Source organism: Pseudomonas sp. P110(2024) (genome assembly GCF_057480795.1).
On sequence record NZ_JBLIYT010000007.1, the window covers coordinates 16851 to 36810 of the forward strand.

Annotated in this window: 13 protein-coding genes; 2 read left to right on the forward strand and 11 right to left on the reverse strand. The window is 64.0% G+C overall.

The window, feature by feature from the left end; genetic code table 11:
* Positions 1-188 precede the first annotated feature (188 nt).
* Positions 189-329, forward strand: a complete 141-nt coding sequence (locus tag AC25ND_RS12420) for a hypothetical protein (RefSeq protein WP_155952684.1) — start codon at positions 189-191, stop codon at positions 327-329.
* Between the two features lie 4 nt (positions 330-333).
* On the opposite strand, the gene AC25ND_RS12425 is transcribed toward AC25ND_RS12420, so the two are convergent.
* The 3 genes from AC25ND_RS12425 to AC25ND_RS12435 all read right to left on the reverse strand — a co-directional run bounded on the left by AC25ND_RS12425 (position 334) and on the right by AC25ND_RS12435 (position 2808).
* Positions 334-528, reverse strand: a complete 195-nt coding sequence (locus tag AC25ND_RS12425) for a hypothetical protein (RefSeq protein ID WP_028690545.1) — start codon at positions 526-528, stop codon at positions 334-336.
* Between the two features lie 116 nt (positions 529-644).
* On the reverse strand, positions 645-2129 hold the full coding sequence (locus AC25ND_RS12430) for a methyl-accepting chemotaxis protein (protein WP_486976390.1): 1485 nt from the start codon (positions 2127-2129) through the stop codon (positions 645-647).
* 274 nt (positions 2130-2403) lie between these two features.
* Positions 2404-2808, reverse strand: a complete 405-nt coding sequence (locus AC25ND_RS12435) for a TraR/DksA family transcriptional regulator (RefSeq protein WP_028690543.1) — start codon at positions 2806-2808, stop codon at positions 2404-2406.
* A gap of 355 nt (positions 2809-3163) precedes the next feature.
* Here AC25ND_RS12435 and AC25ND_RS12440 point away from each other — a divergent pair, with 355 nt between their 5' ends.
* Positions 3164-7711 carry a hypothetical protein gene (locus tag AC25ND_RS12440; RefSeq protein WP_236248544.1) on the forward strand — a complete coding sequence of 1516 codons (4548 nt, stop codon included), beginning with the start codon at positions 3164-3166 and terminating at the stop codon, positions 7709-7711.
* Positions 7712-7747: 36 nt separating this feature from the next.
* On the opposite strand, the gene AC25ND_RS12445 is transcribed toward AC25ND_RS12440, so the two are convergent.
* From AC25ND_RS12445 to AC25ND_RS12480, 8 genes are all read right to left on the reverse strand, one after another.
* Positions 7748-8521: an enoyl-CoA hydratase gene (locus AC25ND_RS12445; RefSeq protein ID WP_236248543.1), complete on the reverse strand. Its 774-nt coding sequence runs from the start codon at positions 8519-8521 to the stop codon at positions 7748-7750.
* A 13-nt stretch (positions 8522-8534) separates the two neighbouring features.
* Positions 8535-9662 carry an acyl-CoA dehydrogenase gene (locus AC25ND_RS12450; RefSeq protein WP_028690541.1) on the reverse strand — a complete coding sequence of 376 codons (1128 nt, stop codon included), beginning with the start codon at positions 9660-9662 and terminating at the stop codon, positions 8535-8537.
* A gap of 8 nt (positions 9663-9670) precedes the next feature.
* Positions 9671-10864, reverse strand: coding sequence for an acetyl-CoA C-acyltransferase (locus AC25ND_RS12455; RefSeq protein WP_486976362.1), 1194 nt, complete (start codon positions 10862-10864; stop codon positions 9671-9673).
* 12 nt (positions 10865-10876) lie between these two features.
* Positions 10877-11644 (reverse strand): SDR family NAD(P)-dependent oxidoreductase, encoded by a 768-nt coding sequence (locus AC25ND_RS12460; protein ID WP_486976363.1) that lies wholly within the window; start codon positions 11642-11644, stop codon positions 10877-10879.
* A 12-nt stretch (positions 11645-11656) separates the two neighbouring features.
* Complete coding sequence (locus tag AC25ND_RS12465; protein ID WP_028690538.1) at positions 11657-13303, reverse strand: acyl-CoA synthetase; 1647 nt, start codon at positions 13301-13303, stop codon at positions 11657-11659.
* A 106-nt stretch (positions 13304-13409) separates the two neighbouring features.
* Positions 13410-17918 carry an NEL-type E3 ubiquitin ligase domain-containing protein gene (locus AC25ND_RS12470; RefSeq protein WP_486976364.1) on the reverse strand — a complete coding sequence of 1503 codons (4509 nt, stop codon included), beginning with the start codon at positions 17916-17918 and terminating at the stop codon, positions 13410-13412.
* 38 nt (positions 17919-17956) lie between these two features.
* A complete protein-coding gene (locus AC25ND_RS12475) occupies positions 17957-19018 on the reverse strand; it encodes an AraC family transcriptional regulator (RefSeq protein WP_486976365.1) in 1062 nt (353 codons plus the stop codon).
* Positions 19019-19075: 57 nt separating this feature from the next.
* Positions 19076-19939, reverse strand: coding sequence for a LysR substrate-binding domain-containing protein (locus AC25ND_RS12480; RefSeq protein ID WP_028690536.1), 864 nt, complete (start codon positions 19937-19939; stop codon positions 19076-19078).
* Between the last annotated feature and the right edge of the window lie 21 nt (positions 19940-19960).

The following is a 19960-nucleotide window of genomic DNA, read 5'->3' on the forward strand; positions in this document are numbered from 1 at the left end:
TCGGCAAACTATCCGCAAATAGGAACCGTAATACCTGACAGCTAAAGGGTCAGGAAAGATGCGACTACTGGGGGCGACACTTCAGCTCAAGTGTGCCCCAACCCTTCATCGCGCATTACAGGTACAGGAATATGCACGAAAACACCGAATTCCGTCGAGAGGCACGTAGCATTTCTTGTCGCACGGCAGTGCCAGGTATCTCCCGGTATAGCGTCGTGGCCGCCGGCATCAGCTTCTTCCACATCACTGAAACCAACTCCGGCAAAGTCCACGGATTCCGCCAACGCTACCAGGACGCCTGGGAGCTCGCACGCTACCTGGAGCGCTGAGGGTTCACGCTGCGTGGCTCCTATCCACCTGCTGTTGCCACGCAGCCTGGCATTCCAGGGCCTCGTCGCGGCTGGCGAAGGCGGTGCCACGGCGCTCGCCGTCAACCAACACTACCCAGCACACCCTTATGCCCAAGGCCTGCAAGGACCGTGGCACACCACTGCCGATCATCACGGCCACGTCGACTCGGCTCGTCATAATTCCCTCCGGAATTTAATTAGCCACCTAACGATATGCCTATGATACGTCCTGGACCGCTTGCGAATAAGGCGCCAGGCAGAACAGCAGTGTTACATTCCGGGCAACAAATCGCGTCAGTCGAGCCCGGGTTCGGGGCGATACCCCAGACGCAGGCCACCCCAGTGTCGACCTGCGACAAAGATCGGTACCGACAGGTCGTGCATCAGCTCTCCCGTGTCTCGCGTATAGGTCTGCAACAGCACACGCTGCTGATGACTGCCACAGCGAGCGCCCGTGCGGTCGTCGAACAGGCGCTTGCTGCGGTTGTGCGCCGTGTCATGGGCGATATCGCCGGTCAGTGGTTGGTTGAAGGCATTGTTGTGGGTCGGCACATAGCCCTGCTGGGTACAGGCGATGGCATACACCAGCCCATCGTGCTGCAGCAACGGCTCCTGGAGCTGTGGCAGCACGGTATCGGTGTAGTGGTCGAAGCGCGTGGTGAAACGCGGAGGTTGCATGCCGGCAATCGGGCGATATTGCCGGTCGAACAGATCGTCCAAGCCAATGCGCCCCTGTTCGATATCCGCCTCGAAACGCTCGCCGATATGCCGCGCACCCGCCTGCGCCAGTTCAAACACCCGTTGGTGGTAGGCGTCCAGACCGACCTCGGCCAACCGTTCGCTGAGGCTTTCCACCTGCCCCTCCATTTGCACCGCCGCCTTGGCCAGGCGCCGGGTCTGCTGGTCGCTGACCTCCAGATCGCCGCGCACCTGGGCCACGGCCTGGAACAGGGTGTCGAGTTGGGCTTGGTTGATCTGGGTACCCCCAGCTATTTCGCTCACCTGACCCTCGACACTGGCCGCCAGGCTAGCGATCTGCGCCAGTTGCCCACCGGCCTGCTCGACCTGGCCGACCCCCTTGCCCAGGTCCTCGGCCAGCGTGCGGATCTGCGCCACCACCTGGGCGGTTCGCGCCTGGATGTCGGCAACCATCTGCCCCACTTCCTCGGTGGCGCTGGCGGTGCGCCCGGCCAGACCGCGCACCTCGTCGGCCACCACCGCGAAACCACGGCCATGTTCACCCGCCCGCGCCGCCTCGATGGCGGCGTTGAGCGCCAGCAGGTTGGTCTGGCTGGCAATGCCCTGGATCACCAGGGTGACCCGGGCGATATCCTCGCTGCGCTGATGCAAGGCCTCGATCAACTCGCGGCTGGCCGAAGCACGCACACTCAAATCACGCATGCACTGAATGGATTCGGCCAGCACCTCGCTGCCTAACACGCTGCTGCCGTGGGCTGAGCGAGCGGCTTCCAGTGCCTGCTGGCTTAGCTGGGCGGTCTGTTCCTCGGTGGTGATCATGATCTCGGCGCTGCCGACGATGTCTTGGGCAGCCCCTAACTGCGACTGCACGCGGGCGGCCAATTGCTGTACCGAATGGGCCACTGCAGCGGCCGACAACGCATTGTAGCTGGTGCCACGGGCCAATTCTTGAAGCAGCGAACTGTCCGCGGCCGCGGCAGGCGTCGACTGCGCGACGACCGCCTTGCGCGCAAGCGGCACCCACAGCACCAAAAGCGCCAACGGCAGGGCCAGGTACAAGGACAGCCCGGCGAACGCCATCGCCGCCAGTACCGCGCACAGCGCAACGCCCCGCCCCAGGGCGACGGCGGCTCCCGCATGAGTGGGGGTGGCCCGCGGTCCTTCGCCAGCCGGCAGAGATCCTTCTCGCATCATCTTCGTGATCCATCCACATGTCGTTATTGTGACGACATTAAACGCCACTATAACGCCATTATCCACGCTCACGTGGATGCAGCCGGCCACCCGTTGATACAGGGCAAGAAAACACGAAGGCCCCAGGGATCGCTCCCTGGGGCCTTGCGTGGGCGCTGGATCAGACTTGCCGCTGGTGGCGGTCGAGCTGCTCGTGACGCTCCTGGGCTTCGATGCAGTATTTGGTGGTCGGGCTGATCAGCAGGCGCTTGAGGCCGATCGGCTCGCCGCTGTCGTCGCACCAGCCGAAGCTTTCATCGGCGATGCGGTCCAAGGCCATCTCCAACTGCGGCAGCAGGCGCTGGTCACGATCGATGGCATTGACCAGCCAGGTGCGCTCTTCCTCGACCGACGCCACGTCAGCGGGATCCGATGGGGTATCCAGGCTTTCGATGGAATTGCGGCTGAGTTCGATGCGCTCGTGGGTTTCGACTTTCATCGCCTGCAGCAGCGCGGTGAAGTACGCGAGCTGTTCGGCGTTCATGTAGTCATCGGCCGACATGGCCAGCAACTGTTCCTTGGTCATCGACTTCTCTATGAAAAATGTGCATTTGGGCGATTCAGGTGCCGCCGACGACGTATCGTCGGTAGCGAAATTCTTCAAGCGCCAACCGGCACTCTTTTACAGGGGGCGGCAGTCTAAGGTGCCGCGTCGCAGTGGGCAACATAAATGACGGAGGATTTGTCCGAAATGGCCAGGAATCCGCCTACTGGTGCGCAGCCGCCGCTTTGCGACGGCCAGGGAGCAATATGTCGTAACGATTCTGGCTTTCCATCACGCCTGAACGCAAACGGCGCAGCGGCTGGAGGTAGCGGGTTAGTGACCGCGAAGCACCGTAAACCCGCTTCATACGACCTTTACTCACGTATGAGGCTTGATCATGCACGACCTACCACATCTGCGCCTTGCCCGCTCCAGCCCGCTTCAATGCAAGATTGCCAGACGGTTCAGCGAGCGTCCGGAGCTGCTCGACGCCGCAGACCATGTCCTCGCCGCTCAGTGGTCGCATTATCTACCGAACGCAACCCAGGATCCAAGGGCACTTTATCTCGCCAGCCGAAATCCACGTTCCGACAACCTGTGGGTTCGCCCCTTGGCGCAAGTGCTCATTGAGCGCTATTGCATACGCCGGACACTCAACCTCACGGTTGGCGAGGACACCCTCACCGCTCGCGTCGATGGTGATCCGGCCGGGCAGGTGCCTCTACCTCTGCACCAGGTGGAGCTGCTAATCAATGACAACGCACCGTTACTGCTCGAGGTGTACCGGCAATCATTGGCGAGCTACTGGAGCCACTTCGACAGCAGTGGTGAAACCCCCTGGCATTGGTACGCCGAAGAACTTCGCAGCCGTTTTCTGGAGGCCATCGAAGCCCACCAGAACGCTGGCAGCCTACCTCCGTTCGCCCTGGCCATCGCCAGGCTGGTGCATTCCGACCCCGATCACAGGAACCGGCAGAATACAGCCGGCCTGCGCGTCTGGCAGCTTGCCGCGGACTTTTCCAGGGATGAGACGCTGGACAATGAACTGGCGAGCGCGCTGCTGATCGAACACAGCGATACCGACCCCAGGCGCAACCTGACCCTGCTTTATACCCTCACAGGCAAGCTGCTCGCTTTCCCCTCCCGCCAGGAGATGCTGGAGAGCATCGCTCGATACTGGCCCACGAGGTCCCGGACCACCTCCCGGGAAGTCAGTATCGGTCAGACCGCTCAAGGGGACTTCGAAAGCATGGCGCTGGGTGTGCTGGAACAGCAACTACGGGTGATCGACCATTGCGCCACGGCCCATCGAAGCAGACTCGACGCCATCAACATGAGCCTGGAGCTGGACCGGCTTACCTCCATGCTCGACCTGTGCAGCGAGGCCGAATCCAAGCAACGCAACGCGATATCGGCCCTTCTTCCGGATTGGCTGCGTAACGCCAGGAGCCAGCCGTTGTTGCGCTACAGCACGCTACTGCTCGACGTCGCCCAGTCCCGCCAGAATACCAACGGGCAGTTCTGGCTCGACGGTATCGACAATGCCGAAGACTTCGCCTACCGGCAACTGGCCGCACGCTTCGAAGCGGATTATCCGCGCGCCCCGCTTGACCCCAGGCAGGTCCGGGTCGTCAACTACCAAACCATCGCCACCGCCGCCGCGCGCCCTGGGCTTGCCAGCACGGGCGAGGTAGATCCCGTCACCTTCTCCCTCGCCCAATTGGCGATTGCCAATATCGGGCTGCTCAGGCCAGGGCGAGTGGAGTTGCTCTCGAACAACGCAGACCTGCTGCCTGGCTGGCTGGACGAAAACTACCTGCGCACGGTGGTCAGCGAGCTGGACATCGCCAGCGCATTCCCCGCCATGCTACGCAGCAAGCTGTTGGATGACAGCGCCCAACGCGAGCAGCGTCAACGCCTGCTCATCGCGCAACTCGGCAGCCAATTGCCCGCACTGGCGCAGGAGCTCTACCTGCGCGGAAAACTGGCGGATCAGGACGTTGCCAGCCATATCAGCCAGGTGTTCAGCAGCGCAGACGACGATGACAATGACCCGAAGCGCTGGGTCATCCGACCGTTGGGCCTGCTCAAGGCCCCCGGCTCGACAGTGGACTATCCACGCAATACCTGGCTCATCGAGCCACGGTCACCCAGTGCCGACAGTTGCCTGTTGTACCGTCCCCTGCACGAGGATAGCCTGTTGCAGTTCAGCGATCGGCTGGCGCTGTTCGTGGCCATCAGTACCCCTGGCGCCCTGCAGGATGACCTGCTGCAACGCCTTCCGGCCGAAGTCCACAGATTCTATGCCCATGGCGGCTTCCTCGAGCCTCACCTGTTCGTTCCACTGGATGACACCAGCGCCATCCCTTTCGGCCGGCCAGCTCCGGTGGAGCTGACCATCGAACCAAGTTCCAGCGATGTCGGCGCAGATCTCTACCTTGCCTGCGTCAACGAATCGATCCAGACGTTTGAAGCGCATGCCTCGACCAGCGCACAGACCCGCTGGACGCGCTGGAAAGAGCTGGGCTGGCTGCTGTTCAACACCCTGCTTCCCCTGGCGGGCGGCACACTGGGCAGGGTGGCATGGCTGGCGCAGATGGAAGTGGCGCTGGCCGACTTCGTCAACACCGACGCCGAACTCGACCCCACCGGGCACGAGCAGGCCGCGGTCAACCTGCTGGTCAATATCGCCCTGCTGCTGGTCACCCATTCGATTACCCGCCTGCATGAGCAAAGCGCAAAGGCGCGCACGCTTGGCGCACCGGTCACGGCGCTTGGCGCATCCGAACAGCAACCCGTGCCCCCCACCGTGGTCCAGGCCGCCTCTTTGCTCCATCTCGACTTCAGCTGGACGCGATCCACCCAATCCCTGACTGCCGGGCAGAACTCCGCACTGCGCGCGTTACGGGCGGATATCATCCCCGCTTCACTCGGTGAACCGGTGCCCAGCGGCCCCTTGCGTGGCCTGTACCTGCAGGGTGACAAGTTCTATGCACAGCTGCATGGCAACCTGTACCACGTCATGCTCGACATGCCTCGCAACCAGATGCGCATCATCGGCCCTGACGAAACCGCAGGCCCTTGGCTGCGCCGCGACGAGGCCGGACGCTGGCAGTTGGACCTGAGGTTGACGCTCAAGGGGGGCATGCCACTGTCCGCGCAGATCCGCAAGCTGCAACTGGAAAAGGAAAGTGCCCTGCGCGCCGTCAACGCATTGATCAAGGCCGACAAGGACACCATCGATGCCAGGATCCGGGAACAGGCCACCCTTGAGAAGCTGGTGGCCGCACCGCTAGATGACGCCCGCCTGCAGACCTGCCAGGACAAGCTCGACACGCTGTCGGCGTTCTGGGCGACGCATATCGAAAACCTGAAACAGCGCAACGCTTTGCAGCCGGTGAAGGACTTCAAGAAAGTCCATGCTTTCGCGCTGTATCAGGACAGCTTCTGCCAGCGGCTGCTGCACAAGGTCCTGCACCTGCGCTATCAACCTGATCGGAGCCAGTTGCTCAAAGCTGCCCGCCTCCAGCAGGCCGGTGAGACGCTTACCCCCACGGACGTCAGAATCATCGCCGCTCGCCTGGACAGACTTGCGCCCTTGATTGAGCGGATGATCGGTAACAATCGACGCCTGCGCCACTGCCAGGATGAGCTGAACAAGCTGGCCAGCCCCCAACAACCCGAGATCCGCCAATGGCGGGACCTCGCTATCAGTGTGCCAGCAACTGCGGAGAGAGAACTGATCCTGCGCTTCTTGCGTCTCGAAGGATTGCTCAACCGCATGAGCCTGGTACACGGTCTGAGCGACGAGGCGTGCTACTGGAGTGATCGCTTCTGGAGCAGCTTCGAGCTGGGTATTGCCCAGCGTACAAAACTGTTCAAGCTGGAAAACGCCGACGACGAGATCACCGCCAGATTGCTGCGCAGTATCGTCGGCCACCTTCAGGCCGCGACGCGACAACTGCAAATCTTCACCACATTGGTCAAGGACGCCGCGGCGCTGGAGACTCTACAGGAGATAAATGAACAACTCGCCTGGGTGCTTGAGCGAAACCGCAATGACCTGAACGAACTGCCCGATTACCCGCCAATCAGTACACTGGGGCAACTGCGCAAGAAGGTGCCCGGGCTGATCGAGACCACCGAGCACGGGCTGCTCCTGGCCGATCCGCGCAGCGACGATGCCAACACCGTCGATATTCCCGGGCCGGAGGACAAGACACCCGCGCGCACCTACCACCTCAAGCAGGGCGACTGGGTGGAGCTCAAGCCTGACCAGCCTACCTCACGCCCAATCCAGATGCCCCTCAAACGCCTGCTCAGGGAGAGCGACACGTTGATTGAGCAGGCCCGCGACGAGGTGTCGAACCTGCAAGCGCACGCGAATCGCTATCTGCCGGTGGAAATCGAGGAGAGCGTGCTTTATCAACGCACCCGCCTGCTCGAACGGGTCAACGCCATCGAGACATGTCTGACCGAGAACAACGAAACCGACGAGGCCCGTGCCGGCAAGGATGCCGAGCTGGTCGCCGGATCCCTGCGCAGGCTGGCGGACGAGTTGCAGGAAACGGCGACGCGGCTACGCGTGTCAGCCGCCCTCACGCAGAAACCGCGCATGGGTGAAGTCATGTACCTGGCCGATGGCGGGCACGTGCAATTGCGTGCCACGGGGGGCCGCAATCGACTGGCCAGGCTCAAGGGCCGGCCCGCCGATTTTCTCGACGAATACAGTATCAGCCATGCAGGCAAGGTTCTGTGGTATGCGCACTTCCACTACCCGTCGATGACCGCGGCCAAGGCTGACTTCACCGCCGGGCATCTGAAAACAGCAGCGCAACGGCACATGCCCGGCCAGCGCTACAGCGATGCCAGCGGCAGGGTGTTCGACGTCTATCGCGCACCGATCACCAGCACGGCCGCCGCCCGATACTTCTTCGACCTGTAAGCCAGGGGGCGCGGCGCAGACTGCGCCCCCTTCCCGTCAGCGGTCCTTGAACTGTGCCTCGCGCTTGGCAATGAACGCAGCCATGCCCTCTTTCTGGTCTTCGGTGGCGAACGCGGCATGGAACACCCGGCGCTCGAAGCGCACGCCTTCGCTCAAGGTGACCTCGAAGGCGCGGTTGACGCTCTCCTTGACCATCATGCTCACCGGGATCGACTTGCTGGCGATGGTCGCGGCCACCTTCAGCGCCTCCTCCACCAGCTCGGCCTGAGGCACGATACGCGCCACCAGGCCGGCACGCTCGGCTTCCTCGGCGCCCATCAGGCGACCGGTCAGGCACAGCTCCATGGCCTTGGCCTTGCCCACGGCACGTGTCAAGCGCTGGGTGCCGCCCATGCCCGGCAGCACGCCGAGGTTGATTTCCGGCTGGCCGAACTTGGCGTTGTCGGCGGCCAGGATGAAGTCGCACATCATCGCCAGCTCACAGCCACCGCCCAGGGCGAAGCCCGACACCGCGGCGATGATCGGCTTGCGCCGGTTGGCGATGCGATCGGAATCGCTGAACAGGTCTTCGACGTAGATCTGCGGATACTGCAGCTCGGCCATTTCCTTGATGTCAGCGCCGGCGGCGAAGGCCTTGGCGGAACCGGTCAACACCACACAGCCGATGTTTGGATCCTTCTCCAGCTGATCCAGGGCCAAGTTGATCTCGCCGACGATGTGCGCGTTCAGCGCGTTCAGCGCCTGCGGGCGATTGAGGGTGATCAGGCCGACCTTGCCGTGGATGTCCAACAGGATGGTTTCGAATGCCATGCAGTCTGCTCCTTCAAAGATTGCGCGCAATGACCATGCGCTGAATGTCGCTGGTGCCTTCGTAGATCTGGCAGACCCGCACATCGCGGTAGATCCGCTCCAGCGGGAAGTCGCTCAGATAGCCATAACCGCCGAGGGTCTGCAAGGCGTCCGAACAGACCTTTTCGGCCATTTCCGAGGCGAAAAGCTTGGCCATCGAGGCTTCCACCAGCGCCGGGCGTCCGGCATCGCGCAGGGCGGCGGCGTGCAGCACCATCTGCCGGGCCACGGCGATCTTGGTTGCCATGTCGGCCAGGCGGAAGGCCACGGCCTGGTGCTCGATCAGTGGCTTGCCGAAGGTCTGCCGCTCGTTGGCGTAGTCGCGTGCCGCCTCGAACGCGGCGCGGGCCATGCCCACCGACTGCGAGGCGATGCCAATCCGCCCGCCTTCGAGGTTGGCCAGGGCAATCTTGTAGCCCTGCCCTTCTTCACCCAGGCGGTTGCCCACCGGCACGCGCACGTTGTCGAAGACGATCTGGCAGGTGTCGGAGGCATGCTGGCCAAGCTTGTCCTCGACTCGCGCCACCTGGTAACCCGGTGAATCGGTGGGCACGATGAAGGCCGATATGCCGCGCTTGCCAGCGTCTGGATCGGTGACGGCGAAGACGATCACCACCCCGGCGTTCTGCCCGGAGGTGATGAACTGCTTGCTGCCGTTGAGCACGTAGTGATCGCCGTCCAGGCGGGCGCGGGTCTTCAGGCTGCTGGCGTCGGAGCCGGCCTGGGGCTCGGTCAGGGCAAAGGCGCCGAGCATCGAGCCGCTGGCCAGTGGCGCCAGGAACTGCTGCTTCTGCGCCTCGCTGCCGAACTTGAGGATCGGCACGCAGCCCACCGAATTGTGCACGCTCATGATGGTCGAGCAGGCGCCGTCACCGGCGGCGATCTCCTCCAGGGCCATGGCATAGGCCACATAGCCGGTGTCGCTGCCGCCGTACTGCTCCGGCACCAGCATGCCGAACAGGCCCAGGCCAGCCATCTCCTCGATGGCCTCCTTGGGGAAGCGGTGCTCCCTGTCCCACTGTTCGGCAAACGGCTTCAGACGCTCCTGGGCGAAGTCGCGCACGGCGTCGGCGATCTGTTGTTGTTCTTCAGTTACCAGCATGATTCACCTCAGTACAGGCACTCGACCGCCATGGCCGTCGCTTCGCCACCGCCGATGCAGATGGCCGCCACGCCACGGCGCAGGTTGTTCTGGCGCAGGGCCGACAGCAGGGTCACCAGAATGCGTGCGCCCGAGGCGCCGATCGGATGGCCCAGGGCGCAGGCGCCGCCGTGAATATTGACTTTGTCATGGGGCAGGTCGAGGTGCTTCATGGCCGCCAGGGTGACCACGGCGAAGGCCTCGTTGATCTCGAACAGATCGACATCGGACAGGTTCCAGCCAGTGCGCTTGAGTAGCTTGTCGATAGCGCCAATGGGCGCGGTGGGGAACAGCGCCGGGGTGTCGGCAAAGGCCGCGTGGCCATGGATCACCGCCAGCGGTTTGAGGCCGCGTTTCTCAGCCTCTGAGCGACGCATCAGCACCAGCGCGGCGGCGCCGTCAGAGATGGAACTGGAGTTGGCCGCGGTGACGGTGCCGCCTTCGCGGAAGGCCGGCTTGAGCTGCGGGATCTTGTCCAGGCGCGCCTTGGGCGGCTGCTCGTCGTCCTTGATGAGGCGTTTTTCCTTGCCCTCGGTGACTTCCACCGGAACGATCTCGGCGGCGAAGCGGCCGCTCTTGATCGCTTCCTGGGCACGGGTCAGCGAAGCGATGGCGAAGGCGTCCTGAGCCTCACGGCTGAAGTCGCCCTTCTGCGCGCAGTCCTCGGCGAAGGTGCCCATCAGGCGACCCTTGTCGTAGGCGTCTTCCAGGCCGTCCATGAACATGTGGTCGATGATCCTGCCGTGGCCCATGCGGTAGCCGCCACGGGCCTTGTCCAGCAGGTACGGGGCGTTGGTCATGCTTTCCATGCCACCGGCGACGATGACATCGGCGCTGCCGGCCAGCAACTGGTCATGGGCCATGATCGCCGCCTGCATGCCAGAGCCGCACATCTTGTTCAAGGTGGTGCAGGTGGTGTGCTTGCCCAGGCCGGCACCCAGCGCCGCCTGGCGCGCCGGTGCCTGACCCTGGCCGGCCGGCAGCACGCAGCCGAACAGCACCTGCTCGACACTGCCGGCATCGATGCCGGCACGCTCGACGGCGGCGCGGATGGCCGCGCTGCCCAGCTGCGCCGCGGTCAGGCTCTTGAGGTCGCCTTGCAGGCCGCCCATCGGCGTGCGCACGGCGCTGACGATGACAATCGGATCGTGATTCAGGCTCATGTTCGGTTCTCCTTACTTGGCAGCCATGCGCAGCGCGCCGTCGAGGCGGATCACCTCGCCGTTGAGCATGCTGTTCTCGATGATATGGCGGGCGAGCGCCGCGTACTCCTGCGGGCGGCCCAGGCGTGGAGGGAACGGCACGCCGGCGGACAGCGAGGCACGCACTTCGTCGGTCATGCCGGCCATCATCGGGGTTTCGAAAATGCCCGGGGCGATGGTCATCACGCGGATGCCGAAGCGCGCCAGTTCGCGGGCCGCCGGCAGGGTGAGGCTGGCGATGGCGCCCTTGGAGGCGGCATAGGCGGCCTGGCCGATCTGGCCGTCATAGGCGGCGATGGAGGCGGTATTGATGATCACGCCCCGCTCGCCGCCCTCGTCCGCCAGCCCTTCGGCCATGGCTGCGGCGGCCAGGCGCAACAGGTTGAAGCTGCCGATCAGGTTGACGTTGATGACCTTGGCGAAGCTGCCCAGGGCATGCGGCCCATTCTTGCCCAGGATCTTCTCAGCGCCGACGATACCCGCGCAGTTGACCAGCCCGTGCAGGCCGCCGAAGGCGCTGACCGCGGCATCGACCGCCGCCTTGGCGGCCTGCTCATCGCTGATGTCGGCCACCGCGAAGCGGGCATTGGCACCCAGTTCGGCGGCCTTAGCCTCGACGGCCGCGGCGTTCAGGTCGACCAGCATGACCTTGGCGCCGGCCTCGATGAGCATCTGCGCGGTGGCGGCGCCCAGGCCCGAGGCCGCGCCGCTGACGATGAAGTTCTTTTGAGTGATGTGCATGTCAGTCTTCCTTCAGGCGCCCGCAGCGATCGGCTGCGCGGCTTGTTGTCGGGCGATTTCCTGATTGCGCAGGATGAAGCGTTGCAGCTTGCCGCTCGGGGTCTTGGGCAGCTCGCCGACGAATTCGATTTCACGCGGGTAGGCGTGGGCGTAGAGGCGCTGGCGCACGTGCTGGCGCAGGGTTTCCTCAAGTTCGGTACTGCCCTGATAACCGTGGGCGAGCACCACGAAGGCCTTGATCAGTTCCGTGCGCTCCGGGTCGGGTTTGCCGATCACCGCCGCCTCGACCACCGCCGGGTGCTCAATCAGTGCGCTTTCAACATCGAACGGGCCGACTCGGTAGCCCGAGGTGGTGATCACATCGTCGCTGCGGCCGACGAAGCTGATGCTGCCATCCTGGTTGAGCTCGACGGTGTCGCCGGACAGGTAGTACCTGCCAACGAACGCCTTGGTTGGCAGCCCGTGGTAACCGGCGAACCAGCACAGCGGCGACTGCTCGCGGTCCACCGCGAGAATGCCAGGCTGGCCGGCAGGCAGTTCATTGCCCTGCTCGTCCACCACCACGATGCGGTGGCCGGGAATGGCGAAGCCGGCCGAGCCCAGGTGCACCGGGTGCGCCAGCGCATGGTGGTTGCACAGCACCATGCCCAGCTCGGTCTGGCCGTAGTGGTCGTGGATAGTCACCCCAAGTTCGTCTGCGAACCAGCGGATCACTTCCGGATTGAGCGGTTCGCCGGCACTGCTGACCACCCGCAGGCGCCCCTTGATCGGCGCCGCAAACGCGCTGCCCGCCGCGATCAGCAGCCTGTAGGCTGTGGGCGAACCCGCCAGATTGGTGATGCCCAGCTTGTCGATGACCCGCGCACAGCTTTCGACACTGAACGGGCCGTCGTAGAAGGTGGTGGCGTGGCCCAGCGACAGCGGCCCGGTGACCGCGTAGTAAAGGCCGTAGGCCCAGCCGGGGTCGGCCAGGTTCCAGAAGTTGTCGTCCGCTCGCAGGCCGATGGCGTCGCGCATGTAGCCCTGGAACGCGACGATGGCGCGCAATGGCACTTCCAGTGGCTTGGCCGGGCCAGTGGTGCCCGAGGTGAACATCAGCAGGAATGGATCGTTGCCGTTACGCATCACCGGCGCGCAATCGCTGGCGGCAGTCTCGAGACTGCGGTGGAAGTCCAGCTCACCCTCGGCGGCACCGACCGTGACGAGGATCGGGCAGTCCTCCACCTCATCGAGCTTGGGCCGGTTGTGGCGATCAGTGACCACCACCTTGGCATGGGACTGCTCGAGACGGTGCTCGATGGCCTTGGGGCCGAAAGCGGTGAACAGCGGTTGGTAGACCGCGCCCAGGCGCCAGGTGGCGAGAATGGTCACCAGCAGTTCGGGAGTACGCGGCATGAGCCCGGCGACGCGGTCGCCGGCCCCCACGCCCTGGGCCTTGAGCACGTTGGCAAAGCGTGCGGCCAGGACCTGCAGTTGATCGAAGGTATAGCGCTCGCTGTTGCCATCGCGGTCTTCACAGACCAGGGCGGTTTTGTCGCTGCCGCTGTGGCGGTCGCAGCACTCGACACAGGCGTTGAGGGCCTCGAGATTGCCATGCAACGCCGCGGCAGCGGCTCGGGCATGGTCGAACGAACGAGCGGCCTCGGCATAATCGCGCATCGTCAGACTCCTGGTTTCTTATTGTTGGAGTGCACATCGGTCTGACGATGTTCGCGCCGGTCAGCTCATCCGGCAATGGCCAAAGCTGTCAATCGGGCTGAGCGGATTAGACCGGATCGAGCGGTTGCCCGGCGGATTGCATGATCAAGGCCTCGTGGGCGAGCTGGATCGTCACGGCATATTCCTCCTGTTCACGCGTGACCTTGAGCACACGCCAGCGACGGTCATACTCCGCGCTGCTCAGGCTCTTGTCTTCGTCGAGCCTGGTGCCTTCCGCGCCGGCGCGTTCGAGGATCTCGTCGAACAGCGCCGGGTGCCGTGCCTCCACATATTTGCGCCAGAAATCGCGCCCCGCGAGGCTTTTTGCCAATGCCTCGTCCGTCTCGCTGGCCTTCACCGCCGCCAATACCGTCTGCTCGAGATCGTCGGTGATGCCCGCCAATGCCAAGAACTGCATGTTCCTTGGCTGCCCTGGCAAATCCAGCGCCTTGGTCAGCGCGATGCGATAGCCGATCACCACTTCGAGCACATCGACGTATACACCTCCCATCTCTCTTCGCGCAGCCTCATTCCTGGCCAGCAAGTCCACTTGCTCCAGCCGGAACAACTGCCGGCCCAGCTTGAGCAGTTCTTCCCCGCCCTTGCCGGTCGCAGCCTTCGCCGTGGCCTGGTGCACCATCTTCTGGATAATCAGTGCGCTAAAACGATCAGCGATCCTGTCGACGCACTCGCCTGGCTCGCTGGAGTCGGCAAAGATCAGCTCACGCAAGGCCGCGTCACCGTCGATGGCCTGCAACAACTCCCACAACTGGCCGGCGAGGTAGGTACTGGCAGAACGGAAGTCCGCCGTTTCGGTGAGTGCGCGCAGCAAACGGAACAACTCTCGACTATCTTCCATCCCTGCCAGGCGCTCCCACAGGGCCCTGCTGCGCCCCTGTTCATCCTCGGGCGCAAGCGCAACCCAGCGCTCCTTGGCAGGCGTCAAGATGCGCTCCTGGACGATTTCCTCCCCGTGGTTGTGAACCGGGTCCATCCAGTAAAGCTCGCGGCGCACCTGCAATGACATCGGGTTGAAGTCCGTGCGCAACCGGTACCTGAACGCCGCGGGCATGCTGAGCACCTCGGCGGGCACAGTCCGGATCTGGTTGCCACTGAGGTCGGCAAGTGAAAGAAACGCGCAGTCCTGCAATCCGGCAGGCATCGTCCGCAACCGGCAACGGCTCACGTCCAGGTGCCGCAATTGCGTCGGCTCATTGAAACGCAGGTTCAGCAGGCGAATCGGATTATTGCTGAGGTCGATCGTCCGTAAGCGTGACATCTGCGAAAGCAACCGCTCATCCGCCGCGTCCATTTCAATGCGATTGCCGGAGGCTCGCAGTTCAACCAGGTTCCCGCATTGTGCGATGCTCGATGGCAGCGCGATCAACTGGTTGTTGCTCACATTCAGGAAACGCAAGCCATCGAAGCACCGCAAAAACCTGTGAGGCACTTCCCTAAGCGCCATTCGGCACATTACCAGGTTGGTGATGTGCGTAAGGTCTACCTGTTCCGGCAGTCTGGGCAGCTCCTGAATTCGACAATTGCTCAGGTCGAGCACCCGGCCCCGCACCTCTCCCTCCCTGCTGTAGATCACTTCACTTTCATAGCGCCACGCTTCACGCAGGCGCCTGGCCACGATGCCACGCAATCCCGGGGACGCCGATGGCGCATGCGCTTGCGCCCATTCACGCAGCGCGATGTCGAGCAAGTTGTAGTTGCTCTCCTCGTACAACAACGCCTCAAGCGGGCTGCGGCCCAGCGGATCACGTCGCAATTGCGCGACCTTGCTCTCGACCTGGGCATCGTCGAGCACGGGATAGAGCGCGCGAATGCGCTCTCTGAGGATGGTGATGCCATTGCGCGCGGTGTTTCTCGAAGACCGCCCACCGAGCGTGTAACCGACCCGGCCGTCAGGCAACCTTTTTCCAGGGTTGAACCATGGCGTGGACGCTTGCATGTCAAGCAATGAGTACCAGTCGCTGCGTTTTTCCGGTAAAGCCTTGATCAACGCAAGGCGCAGCGATTGCGCAGGGTCACTCGGCTCAAGCTCGAGCGCACTTCGCTGGCTCTCGTCGAGCGCGGCGATGATCGCCTGGAACAGATTCCCCGGCGCGGCCACCTCGGAGTCACGTTGCATGCCTTGTGCGTCATACAAGCGCATCGCACCGTCTCGTCGAGCCAGCACGATCCTCGCATCACTCGCCACCGCCGGATTGGTGATCGCCAGCATACGGCCATCCTCGGCGCGCAGCTCGAGACCGACTCGGGTCGGCCACATCGGCAGCTTCTCGAGCAGTCGCATGACCAACAGGCCAGCATCCTCGCAGTAGGCGCTGTTCAGGTACAGCCCTTCCACTGCCCGGTTCAGCCGCGCCAGCTGCAACAGCGAGCGTACCTTGGTTGCCACCGTGTAAGGCACTCGTGCCTCGACCCTGGCCACCTGCTCGACCACCGCATCGCATTCTCGCACCGCCTCCTCGGCATAAGCGTCAGGCAAGCCCGGGAAGTCCCGCTTCACCAGCGTGAACAATGGGTTGCCCGGGGGCGTGATACGCGCCAGATGCTCAAACAGCAGCGCTTGCACTTCGGCTTGCCGGTCGGCGAGCCACACCGCTGCGCCAGGTGCATCCACAGCCTGCATACCTGGCCGGGTACGGCACCACGCCAGCACCTGGGCATCCTCCAGCGTCGCGCCCGGGGCCTTCACAGCCTTGAATACCGCGGTGACACGCGCATCGGCCTCGAAGCGACGCAGCGTGTCGCGCAGGTTGACCGGCGCGGGCCGATTCTGTACCAGCACACCACGCAGCTCGTCCTGGTCGACGCCCGCCACCGTCAGGATCTGTTCGGCACGCTGCGGGTCCAGCGGCACCTGATGAGGCCACAGACGATTGAGCATGGCGCAGCTATCATCCCACTCCAGCGGGCGCTCCAGGCAGATGCGCCAGCAGCGTTCGCCGTTGTACTCGATGCTTGGCGCGAACGCGTCCTGGTCGTGGGGATGACACAAGCGCCAGGGCTGCTCGGGGGCCGCCTGGCGGACTTCGTAGTAACGCCGGTCCACGTGCAACCAGCGTCGGTTTCCGACCGCGTAGAGGCCGTTTTCCTGCAACACCGGTTGCTCGGGCGTCGACTCGTAGACACTCAAGTCATGGTTCCACAGCCGCTGCTTGCCATCGACGAGTTCGACAGGTTCCAGCGCGTCGACGAAGGCGCTGCCAGCGAAACCACGGGCGACCAACGCCACACCGGCCCCAGTCACCGCCGTCACCGCGACCGTCTTGGCCACTTCGATCATATGGTCCAAGGCCTCGTGCTGATGGCCTTGCTGCCAGTCCCCCACCCCGGCATAGACCTCGCCAAGGGTGTCCACCAACAATTTTCCAAGCAGCACCATGCCAATGGCAGGGACCGCCATGCCCGCGACACCCAGCAAAGCGAGCCCGACCCCCTCCCAGCGCTTGATACGGCGATCGGCGGCCGCGTGGTCAGCGTCGGCGGCGCACACCAGCAGCAATCGACCATCGGCCTTGATTCGCGCCACCTGGCTGCGCGCCAGCAATGCGAAGACATTGTTGTCCTGAGCCGCGCGGCGTTGCAGATTGAGGTCGGGGACATCGTCGGACAAACGCTTGAGCATGGTTTCCAGAAAGTCAGGCTGCTCGTGCAGGCACACCAGGCCACGCACACGGCGCCTGAAGTCCTGCTCTCGCAGCGCCGCCACCAGGTGCTCGGAGAGCGACTCGAACGAGTCGAAGCAACGCAGTGGTCGCTGGTGATCGACCGGCAGGTAAAGCACCACGCCGGCCGCCTTGTTTGCCTTGTCGTACAGTTGAATCAGCAGCGCGTTGATCAGCGTGCAATCGAGCATGCGCAACTCGCCGGCATTGGAGCGCAGCGGCGCCTCCGACAGGCTGGGCATGTCATGGATCACAGGCTGCAACGCGGCATGCTGAGACTCGGACAAATGGCCCTGCACCAGTGCGTGCTGGCACGCCAGGGCAAACCCCGAACGCTGGTGACGGGTCAGCAGCGCCACAGTCGCCCCATCGAACTGCCGGTCGAGTAGATCTTGATACTGCTTGCCAGCGTCCAGCGCCCTGCAACGCGCGGCAAAATCGTCGGCGTCGCCGGACAGCACCGTGTTACTGCCAGGGCACACGACGCCACTACCGGAGAAGAACTGCGCGCCCTCTTCGAATCCCTGCATCAAACGCAACAAGGCGGGAGCGCGCAGTCCCCAACGCACCGCGGAGGGCGCGCTTAAGAGCCCCGAGGTGCCTTGCCGAATATCCAGCCACTGCAGTGCCTTGACCTCATGCGTGCCTTTGTCGAGATCAGCCAGGAGCGGGTGGAACACCTGTTCGGCAAACTGCTGTGGCGACAGCAGCGCTTGGGTCGCCAAAGCCAGTTGACGAGCGTTGGTATCGTGAGTTTTGAGGCAATCGCGCAAGGCATCGAGTTGCTCGGCCTTGGCCTCCTTGAGCCAATCAGGCAGTTGCGCCTTGATGAAGTCGTCCGTGATCGCGTGTGGCGTGACCGTCGCTGCTGGTTGGGGCGTTGTAGTTGCTGACATGACGAAGCATCCTGCGGTTTCAGAACCCTCGACACTAGTCAGCTCGCCCCACCCGGCACAGAGGGAAACGGCGCCAGCCGGTGCGGCATTTCGCCTTGGATGATCAGGTTGCGGTAATGGCCTGGGTTGCAACCGAACCACTTGCGAAATGCCTTGTAGAACGAGCTGGCGTCGGCAAAGCCCAGGCGTTGCGCGACGTCGGCAAGGCCAAGCGCTGGCTCGGCCAGCCAGGTGATCGCCAATTCTCGACGCAAACTGTCCTTGATGCCCTGGTAGCTGTGCCCTTCCTCGGACAGGCGCCGCCGCAAGGTCGCCACCGACATGCACAGGTTATGCGCCACCGTCTGCGCATCCGGCCATGCGCCTGGCTCGATCTCCAGCAATGTCGTACGAATGCGTAGCGCCAGACTGCCAGGGTCGCGGTACTTGACCAGTATGTTGCCCGGCGCTTCGGCCAGGAACCGCTGCAACTCCTGCGGCGTGCGCCGGATCGGCAGGGTCAGGCAATCGGCAGCGATGATCATGCGCGTGCGTGGACGCTCAAACGTCAGATTCTGCGAGAACATGACCCGGTAATCGTCGCAGAACGGCGGCTCGGGGCAGCGCAGCTCGATGGCCAGGATCGGAATCCGCCGGCCGGCCAGCCAGCAGGCGACGCCATGCACGATCATCCAGAAGGTGAAGTAGGTGAACGCACGCCGTGGCTGCTCCAGCGGTTCGTTGATGACGATCTCTGCCAGGCTCTGCTGGCGGACCAGACTCGGTTGCAGGTCTTCGAGCATCAGCGCCAGAAACCCCAGCACAACCTCCAGACCAGCGCCAAGGGTGGGCTGCGTCATGCTCGCCCGGCACATGAACGCGAGGCTGCCGCTACGCAGGCCGCGCGGATCCATGGCAAAGAACTCGTCGTTGCAACGACGAGCCAACAGGCGCCACAGCCGGGCATAGGCCTCGGCGCTGACCCGCGCCTCGGGCAGGTCGAGCCGGCCGATCTCGATGCCCGCCCGGACCAGCAAGCCGACATCGGGCTGGCCCGCCGGGCAAGTCTGCAACAGCGCTTCACGCACCAGCTGCATGGAAATGGTGTCTTTCTCGCTCATCGACCGTCCCGTCGGCTGTAGGCCGGCCATCTTAGGCCGTCGCGCTCGAAACAGCCATCACGCGGCAGCCGCCAGCCCGAGAAACGCCTGGATCAGGCGCAGCTCGCGACGGCGCTCCAGGCAACCGACCATGTGCTGGTTGACCAGGCCCTGACCGGCCAGGGGGCGGGCCACCACCCGCGGGTCATGGGCCACTTCGGTGGAGGACACCACGCCGATGCCCAGTTCCGCCGCCACCGCCTCGGTGACCGCTTCGCGGCTGTCCAGCTCCAGCAGCACCCTAGGTTGCACACCCGCGTCGGCGCAGGCCTTGTCGAAGGTGCGCCGGGTGGTCGAACTGGGCTCGCGCAGCACCATGATCTGCCTGTCCAGCTCGGCCAGCGGCAAGTCTCCCCCGGTACCCGTCCACGCATGCCCCACCGGCAACAGTGCACACAACCGCGACTCGCACAACGCCTGCAGGTGCAGGCCCTTGCGCGGCTCGATCTCGGTCAGCACGGCCACATCGGCATGTTCCGACAACAACGCGGCCAGGGTTTCCTGGGCATTGCCCAGGCGCAGGTTGACGGTGATACCCGGGTAGCGCTCGCGCAGCTGCGCCAGCATCGGCATCACCCGGTGCGGGCCGTCAGCCGCCACCTCCAGGCGCCCGGTCAGCAACTGCCGGTTAGCCTCGAGCATGGACTGGGCTTCCTCGGCCAGGCCGAACATGGCCCGGGTGATGGCCGCCAGGCGCGCACCCTCCTCCGTCAGCTCGACCCGCCGGGCGGTACGGCGCAGCAAGGTGATCTGGTAGTGCTCCTCCAACGCCTTTACATGCCCGGTCACCGCCGGCTGGCTGATGAACAGGCGCTCGGCGGCGCGGGTGAAACTGCCCTCGCGGGCGACGGCGTCGAAGGCGCGGAGCTGGAACAGGTTCATATCTATCGACCTGACTTATGG

What these genes read in the sequence shown, in the direction of transcription:
- AC25ND_RS12425 (WP_028690545.1), bottom strand. Translation starts at nt 528, where the DNA reads ATGACGAGCCGAGTCGACGTGGCCGTGATGATCGGCAGTGGTGTGCCA.
- AC25ND_RS12430 (WP_486976390.1), bottom strand. Translation starts at nt 2,129, where the DNA reads ATGGCGTTCGCCGGGCTGTCCTTGTACCTGGCCCTGCCGTTGGCGCTT.
- AC25ND_RS12435 (WP_028690543.1), bottom strand. Translation starts at nt 2,808, where the DNA reads ATGACCAAGGAACAGTTGCTGGCCATGTCGGCCGATGACTACATGAAC.
- AC25ND_RS12440 (WP_236248544.1), top strand. Translation starts at nt 3,164, where the DNA reads ATGCACGACCTACCACATCTGCGCCTTGCCCGCTCCAGCCCGCTTCAA.
- AC25ND_RS12445 (WP_236248543.1), bottom strand. Translation starts at nt 8,521, where the DNA reads ATGGCATTCGAAACCATCCTGTTGGACATCCACGGCAAGGTCGGCCTG.
- AC25ND_RS12450 (WP_028690541.1), bottom strand. Translation starts at nt 9,662, where the DNA reads ATGCTGGTAACTGAAGAACAACAACAGATCGCCGACGCCGTGCGCGAC.
- AC25ND_RS12455 (WP_486976362.1), bottom strand. Translation starts at nt 10,864, where the DNA reads ATGAGCCTGAATCACGATCCGATTGTCATCGTCAGCGCCGTGCGCACG.
- AC25ND_RS12460 (WP_486976363.1), bottom strand. Translation starts at nt 11,644, where the DNA reads ATGCACATCACTCAAAAGAACTTCATCGTCAGCGGCGCGGCCTCGGGC.
- AC25ND_RS12465 (WP_028690538.1), bottom strand. Translation starts at nt 13,303, where the DNA reads ATGCGCGATTATGCCGAGGCCGCTCGTTCGTTCGACCATGCCCGAGCC.
- AC25ND_RS12470 (WP_486976364.1), bottom strand. Translation starts at nt 17,918, where the DNA reads ATGTCAGCAACTACAACGCCCCAACCAGCAGCGACGGTCACGCCACAC.
- AC25ND_RS12475 (WP_486976365.1), bottom strand. Translation starts at nt 19,018, where the DNA reads ATGAGCGAGAAAGACACCATTTCCATGCAGCTGGTGCGTGAAGCGCTG.
- AC25ND_RS12480 (WP_028690536.1), bottom strand. Translation starts at nt 19,939, where the DNA reads ATGAACCTGTTCCAGCTCCGCGCCTTCGACGCCGTCGCCCGCGAGGGC.